Annotated in this window: 5 protein-coding genes; all 5 read left to right on the forward strand. The window is 56.1% G+C overall.

The window, feature by feature from the left end; all coding sequences use genetic code 11:
- Positions 1 to 112 precede the first annotated feature (112 nt).
- The 5 genes from D777_RS01825 (at position 113) to D777_RS01845 (ending at position 6335) form a co-directional block, all read left to right on the forward strand.
- Entirely contained in the window at positions 113 to 1471 is a 1359-nt protein-coding gene (locus D777_RS01825) for a DUF1329 domain-containing protein (RefSeq protein WP_036128219.1), read from the forward strand.
- A 68-nt stretch (positions 1472 to 1539) separates the two neighbouring features.
- Positions 1540 to 1869, forward strand: a complete 330-nt coding sequence (locus D777_RS01830; protein ID WP_036128220.1) for a hypothetical protein — start codon at positions 1540 to 1542, stop codon at positions 1867 to 1869.
- 70 nt (positions 1870 to 1939) lie between these two features.
- Positions 1940 to 3394: a sigma-54 dependent transcriptional regulator gene (locus D777_RS01835; protein ID WP_036128222.1), complete on the forward strand. Its 1455-nt coding sequence runs from the start codon at positions 1940 to 1942 to the stop codon at positions 3392 to 3394.
- 229 nt (positions 3395 to 3623) lie between these two features.
- Positions 3624 to 4862 (forward strand): sensor histidine kinase, encoded by a 1239-nt coding sequence (locus D777_RS01840; protein WP_036128224.1) that lies wholly within the window; start codon positions 3624 to 3626, stop codon positions 4860 to 4862.
- 12 nt (positions 4863 to 4874) lie between these two features.
- A complete protein-coding gene (locus D777_RS01845; protein WP_036128226.1) occupies positions 4875 to 6335 on the forward strand; it encodes a sigma-54-dependent transcriptional regulator in 1461 nt (486 codons plus the stop codon).
- The last annotated feature ends 101 nt before the right edge of the window (positions 6336 to 6436 follow it).

Genomic DNA, 6436 nt, shown 5'->3' on the forward strand with positions numbered 1-6436 from the left:
GACACAAACCATCACTTGAAACGACCGTTTGAATTTGGCAAAAAAGGCACGGACTGCATGAACTGGGGTTGATGCGGTAACAACATGGCATGAATGTCTGGAGGTTATGGGGATGCGAAACAGGTTGGTTGTGGGCTTTGCTGCGGTGATTGTCGGGTTTTCCGGGCAAGCACTGTCAAAGGTGACAGAAGCCGAGGCGGCGAGGCTTGATAAGGATTTGACTCCCCTGGGGGCCGAGCGCGAAGGCAATGCAGCGGGCACTATTCCGGCCTGGACCGGTGGGCTGAAGACGCCACCGGCAAATTGGCAGGAAGGTGAGGTAGAGGTAAATCCTTATCCTGATGACCAGGCAATGTTCGTGATTAATGCCGGCAACCTGGACCTGTATCGGGATAAGTTATCCGATGGCCATGTCAAGCTCCTGCAGCAGTATGGTCCCGACTTTTTCATGCCGATATATCAGACCCGCCGTACGGCGGCATTTCCGGAGCGGGTTTACGAAAAGTCAAAAGAGAATGCGCTGACTGCGGAGCTCCTCGATAACGGCAATGGTGTGCGTAACACCATCACGACGAGCCCCTTCCCGATTCCAGAAAATGGGCTCGAGGTGATCTGGAACCACATTTTGCGTTACCGAGGCGAAGAAGTATCGTTCCGAAGCGCGTCGGCGACCCCCCTGACAGATGGTTCCTACAATCCCGTCGTTAATGAGTACGATTATTACTTTGCTTACAGCAAGCGTGATGCCGAACTTGACGACATCGACAACAAGATTTTCTACCTCAAAACCGACACTGTTTCGCCGCCGTCCATTGCTGGAACCATTACACTGGTGCATGAGACACTCGATCAGATTCGCTCTCCGCGCCTGGCGTGGCGCTATGACTCCGGATCCCGACGCCTTCGCCGTTCCCCAAACCTTGCCTATGAGACCGATCTGCCGAATTCGTCCTCACTCCGTTCTGTGGATCAGAAGGATATGTATAACGGCGCACCCAATCAGTATGACTGGACGCTAAAGGGCAAGCGGGAAATGTACGTTCCCTACAACGCGTACAAGCTTCATGACGAAGATGTTGTGCCGGATGATGTGATTCGTCCCCGTCATATTAACCAGGCGTTGACCCGCTACGAGCTCCATCGCGTCTGGGTGGTCGAGGCCAAGGTTCGGACCGGTATCAGTCATATCTACCATCGCCGAGTCTTCTATGTGGATGAAGACAGCTGGCAGATTCTGATGTCTGAGGAATATGACGATAATGGCAATCTCTGGCGGGTTTCTGAGGCTCATAACATCAGCTACTACAGTCAGCCGGTATTCTGGACTACCATGGAGATGACCTATGACCTCAAGGCGCAGCGCTACTATATTGATGGCCTGAGTGATGGATTCCCTGCCTATGATTTCAATCCGGGGTTCCGGAGCAAGGAATTCTCGGCCTCCGCAGCCCGGCGTGCTGCGCGCCGCTAATTCAGTCAGGATCAGGGTCGGTTTTGCCGGCCCTTTTTGTTTGTGCGCTCAACGTAAGGAGATTGACAGTGGATGACGTGCAAGCCCAGCTTGAGAGACTTGATCGCCTGATGGCGGATCTCGGGCGTGCTCTGGAAGCGAGCGACTGGAACCGGCTGTCAGAATTGAATGCCCTGGTTAAGCCTTCGGTTGAGCCCTTGATGGCAGCGCTGGAAGCAGGGAGCGTGGATTCCGAGGCTGTAAGGACTCGGCTACAGGAGTTGCAGCAGTTTGTTGACGCCGCCAACCGCAGCGCGCAGGAAGCCCGTAATGAGGCAGAGGACTCTCTGAAGGGCGTTAATCGAAATCGCAGTGCAGCCCGTGCATACCAGAATATTTCGACGAACCGCTCATCTTAGCGTCATAAAATTGACTCTTTGCGGATTACAGTCTTAAATACGGCACAAATCCATGAAGAGATTCCATTGAATGCCTCAAAACAACAAGGTGCTGGTGCTAAGCGAGAACGAGTCGCGGCGCAGGGATATAGTCACGATTCTGGAGTTCATTGGGGAAGAAGACATTGTCTCTGGTGAAGAGGCATCCGCATTGCTCACATCGGGCAAGGAGGAAGCCCTTGGTGAGATTTCGGTAGCGATCATCAACGGTGAGGATGATGGCATTGCCGACAGGATCAGTAGTTTCTGCAGGACGGTGAAGGGCGTTCCTCTGCTGATGGTGGGTGACCCGGAGCTAAAGGGATTGCCCGACGATGATTCAGCAAGAGTCATTGCCCGAATGGAATGGCCGCTCAATTACACCAAGTTCGTTGATTCCCTGTACCGAGCCCAGATTTATCGGGACCAGTTCAGCCGATCGCAGGAGCGCGGTCAACAACGGGGGCTGCAACTGTTCCGCAGCCTCGTTGGGACCAGCCGCAACGTACAGCAGGTTCGCCAGCTAATGGAGCAGGTGGCCGATAAAGATGTCAGCGTCCTGATTACCGGCGAATCCGGAACCGGCAAGGAAGTGGTTGCCCGCAATCTTCATTATCATTCCACGCGTCGCGACAAGCCCTTTGTGCCCGTGAATTGCGGAGCGATACCGGCGGAACTGCTGGAGAGCGAGCTGTTCGGCCATGAAAAGGGCGCTTTTACTGGCGCCATTACGGCCCGGGTAGGACGCTTTGAGATGGCCGAGGGGGGGACTCTGTTCCTGGATGAAATCGGGGATATGCCGCTTAACATGCAGGTGAAAATTCTCCGGGTCCTTCAGGAACGCACCTTTGAGCGCGTTGGCAGTAACCGGACCCAGTCGGCTGACGTGCGAGTGATCGCAGCGACTCACAAGAATCTTGAAGACATGATCGAATCCGGTGATTTCCGGGAAGATCTCTACTACCGCCTGAACGTTTTTCCGATTGAGATGCCCGCTCTCAGAGACCGGGTCGAAGACATTCCTCTGCTAATCAATGAGCTGATTTCGAGAATGGAAAAGGAAAAACGGGGTTCACTGCGTATGAACTCCGCTGCCATCATGAGCCTTTGCCGTCATGATTGGCCGGGTAACGTACGGGAGCTGGCAAACCTTGTGGAGCGTCTGGCGATCATGCATCCCTACGGCGTAATCGGGGTTCAGGAGTTGCCCAAGAAGTTCCGTTACGTGGATGACTACGACGAGAACCGTCCTGTAGAGGATTCGGGTATGCCATCTGGCGTGCCTGGGCTGGTTGGCCTGGATGCTCCTGCCTTGTTGCCGGTGAATGGTATCGACCTGAAAGATTATCTCTCGAATCTTGAGAAGCAGCTGATCCAACAGGCTCTTGATGAGGCAAGTGGTGTGGTGGCCAGAGCCGCCGAGAAGTTGCGCATTCGCCGCACGACCCTTGTCGAGAAAGTTCGAAAATATGGGCTTCGGGAAGAAGAGGCGCCCGAGCAACCTTGAGTCTCAGATTCTCTCCATTTCGGTGCTGAAAATGGCGTCAAAGGTTCGTAACCTGCGGCGCCATTGTCATTTTTGGCCGACGTAAAATTGTCGCCTGCCATTCTGGGCGATACCTTTCTTGCTGAATTTATTGATAAAAACCGAGTTGGCACGGAGCTAGCTTATACCCCTGTAACCGAAATATCCGAATGGTTGGGCCCAAACGTTGGGTCGGTCAGGGGGCAAGTTTATGAGTCAGGCACAATCCGTAGTCCATCCCGATATGCATCAGGCCCGTGCCAATGCGGCGGCGGACGCCAATGACAAGGTGACAGCGCTGTTCCCGGAGCAGGGCGAAGAAGCCGTGGGATCGGCGCTTGAGTTGTTCAACCAGATGTCCCGACAGATTACCGACTCCTACCGAACCCTGGAATCCCGGGTGAACCAGCTTTCCGGAGAGCTGGATCAGGAGTCCATGCAGCGTCAGCAGGAACTGGAAGAAAAGGAGCAGCTTGCAGATCGGTTGTCGACACTGCTCACCGCACTGCCGGCCGGCGTTGTTGTTCTGGACAGTCAGGGGGTGGTCACTCAGACCAATCCGGCGGCAATCTCTCTGCTGGGTGAGCCGCTTGACGGAGAGCGCTGGGTGGATGTGATTCAACGCTGTTTTGCTCCTCGCCGGGACGACGGTCACGAAGTGTCCCTCAAGGATGGTCGCCGCGTCAGCATTGAAATTCGCACAATGGAGAACCAGCCCGGCCAGTTGATTCTGCTGACAGATCTCACTGAAACCCGTCAGCTTCAGTCTCAGCTTGCCCATGCTCAGCGGCTGTCCGCCATGGGCAAAATGGTTGCCTCCCTCGCGCATCAGATTCGCACTCCGCTATCGGCCGCCATTCTATATGGTGGCCACCTCAGTCAGGAAGATCTGGATGAGGAAATGCGCCAGCGTTGCGCCTCCCGCCTTATGTCACGGCTGACTCATCTGGAGCAACAGGTTCGGGACATGCTGATCTTTGCCCGGGGGGAAACCCGGCTTGCCGAGGAGTTGTCGGCGGGCAGGTTGGTGTCCGCTCTGGCGTCAGCGCTTGAGGAAATCAAGCGAGCACCGGGTACTGACGTGTCTTTTACAAACGTGAGCGCAGCCGATAGCCGCCTGATGTGTAACCGGGACGCCCTGATCGGAGCCTGCACAAACCTGGTCAATAACAGCCTGGAAGCGGGCGCGACATCGATTCAGGTGGAAGTGGCAACGGAAGCCGGTGAGCTGGTAATTCGCGTGGCGGATAACGGGCCGGGGTTTGGTGAGTCAGAATCCGCTCGGCTGATGGAGGCGTTCTACACCACCAAATCCCACGGCACCGGCCTGGGCCTTGCTGTCGTGCAAGCTGTGGTCAAGGCCCATCAAGGGCGCTTTACCATCGAATCACCAGAGCAGGGTGGCGCGCTTGCCACGCTGCGTCTGCCACAACTGAAAAACAACGGGTAATCGGAGGCAACCATGGCTAAGGCTCAGATTCTGATCGTTGAAGATGATCAAGACCTGCGTGAAGCGCTGGTGACCACCCTGGAGCTGGCCAGGTTCCGGGTTCGGGAAGCATGCGATGCCAACGAGGCCCTGGCCAGTCTGGCGGAGGCGCCGGTCGATATGGTGGTCAGTGACGTGAATATGCCGGGCTTGTCCGGGCACCAGTTGCTGGCTGAAGTGCAGCGCCTCTATCCGGGGCTGCCGATGATGTTGATTACCGCCTACGGTCAGATCAGCCACGCTGTTTCGGCAATGCAGGCCGGGGCGATCGATTACCTGGTCAAGCCTTTCGAGCCACAGGTGCTGGTGGACGCGGTCAGTAAGGTGGTGGGCGGAGTTCGACAGAAATCCGGCGATGCGCCCGTAGCAGAGGACCCTATCAGCAAACGACTGTTCCAGCTTGCTTCCAAGGTGGCAGGTAGTGACTCCACGGTCATGATTTCAGGTGAGAGTGGAACCGGCAAGGAGGTCCTTGCCCGCTACATTCACCAGCAGTCTCCACGGGCTGATCAGCCTTTTGTCGCCATCAACTGTGCGGCCATTCCGGAGAATATGCTGGAAGCGATTCTTTTTGGTCATGAAAAGGGTGCTTTCACCGGCGCGGTTTCATCCTCTCCAGGAAAGTTTGAGCAGGCCAATGGCGGCACTATTCTGCTGGATGAAATCTCGGAAATGGATCTTGGCCTGCAGTCGAAACTTCTGCGGGTCCTTCAGGAAAGAGAGGTCGAAAGGGTTGGTGGCCGTAAGACCATATCCCTTGATGTCCGGGTGATTGCCACAACCAACCGGGATCTGGCGGACTATGTTCGTGAAGGTCAGTTCCGGGAAGACCTCTATTACCGCCTGACAGTATTTCCCATGCATTGGCAGCCGCTTCGTGAGCGTCCCCTCGACATCATGCCGCTGGCCACGTCGTTGCTGAAGAAGCACTGCAAGAAAATGAAACTCACGGGCATCACATTTGCCCCGGACGCACGATCCGCACTGATGGGGCATGGTTGGCCCGGGAATGTCAGGGAGCTCGACAATGCCATTCAGAGAGCTCTGGTGCTCCACCAGGGGAATGTGATCCACTCCGGCGATCTGTGTCTTGAACTTGGTATAACGGGTCGAACCGAACCGGGTAGCCAGCCAAGCGCGCCTGCGGCCCACGAACAGTGCGGTATCGGTGGTCAGGAATCCATGCCGCCGGCGGACCCCGAATCGGTCGGATCGGAGGCTGTGGCCGCAAGCGAGGCCGAATCGGCCGCATCGCTGGGTGATGATCTGAGGCAGCAAGAGTTCCGTATTATTATTCAGACCCTGCGGAAAGAGCGCGGGCGTCGTAATCGGGCCGCTGAACTGCTCGGTATTAGTCCCCGGACCCTCCGGTACAAACTGGCTCAGATGCGCGACGCTGGCATCGACCTGGATGCCGAGCTGGCAGCGGCCTGATCCCCCAACGTCTCCTTCGTACTGGCACCCGAGAGGGTGCCTTTTTTGTGTGTCCTTCCCCCCCCCCCCTCAGTTGGGCTGTGCTCCTGTCAAAAGTTCGT

The sequence above is a fragment of the Marinobacter nitratireducens genome, assembly GCF_000708045.1.
GTDB lineage: Bacteria > Pseudomonadota > Gammaproteobacteria > Pseudomonadales > Oleiphilaceae > Marinobacter > Marinobacter nitratireducens.

Bases quoted from the DNA above. Each gene is read 5' to 3' on its own strand.
- D777_RS01835 (WP_036128222.1), top strand. From the start codon at position 1,940: ATGCCTCAAAACAACAAGGTGCTGGTGCTAAGCGAGAACGAGTCGCGG.
- D777_RS01825 (WP_036128219.1), top strand. From the start codon at position 113: ATGCGAAACAGGTTGGTTGTGGGCTTTGCTGCGGTGATTGTCGGGTTT.
- D777_RS01840 (WP_036128224.1), top strand. From the start codon at position 3,624: ATGAGTCAGGCACAATCCGTAGTCCATCCCGATATGCATCAGGCCCGT.
- D777_RS01845 (WP_036128226.1), top strand. From the start codon at position 4,875: ATGGCTAAGGCTCAGATTCTGATCGTTGAAGATGATCAAGACCTGCGT.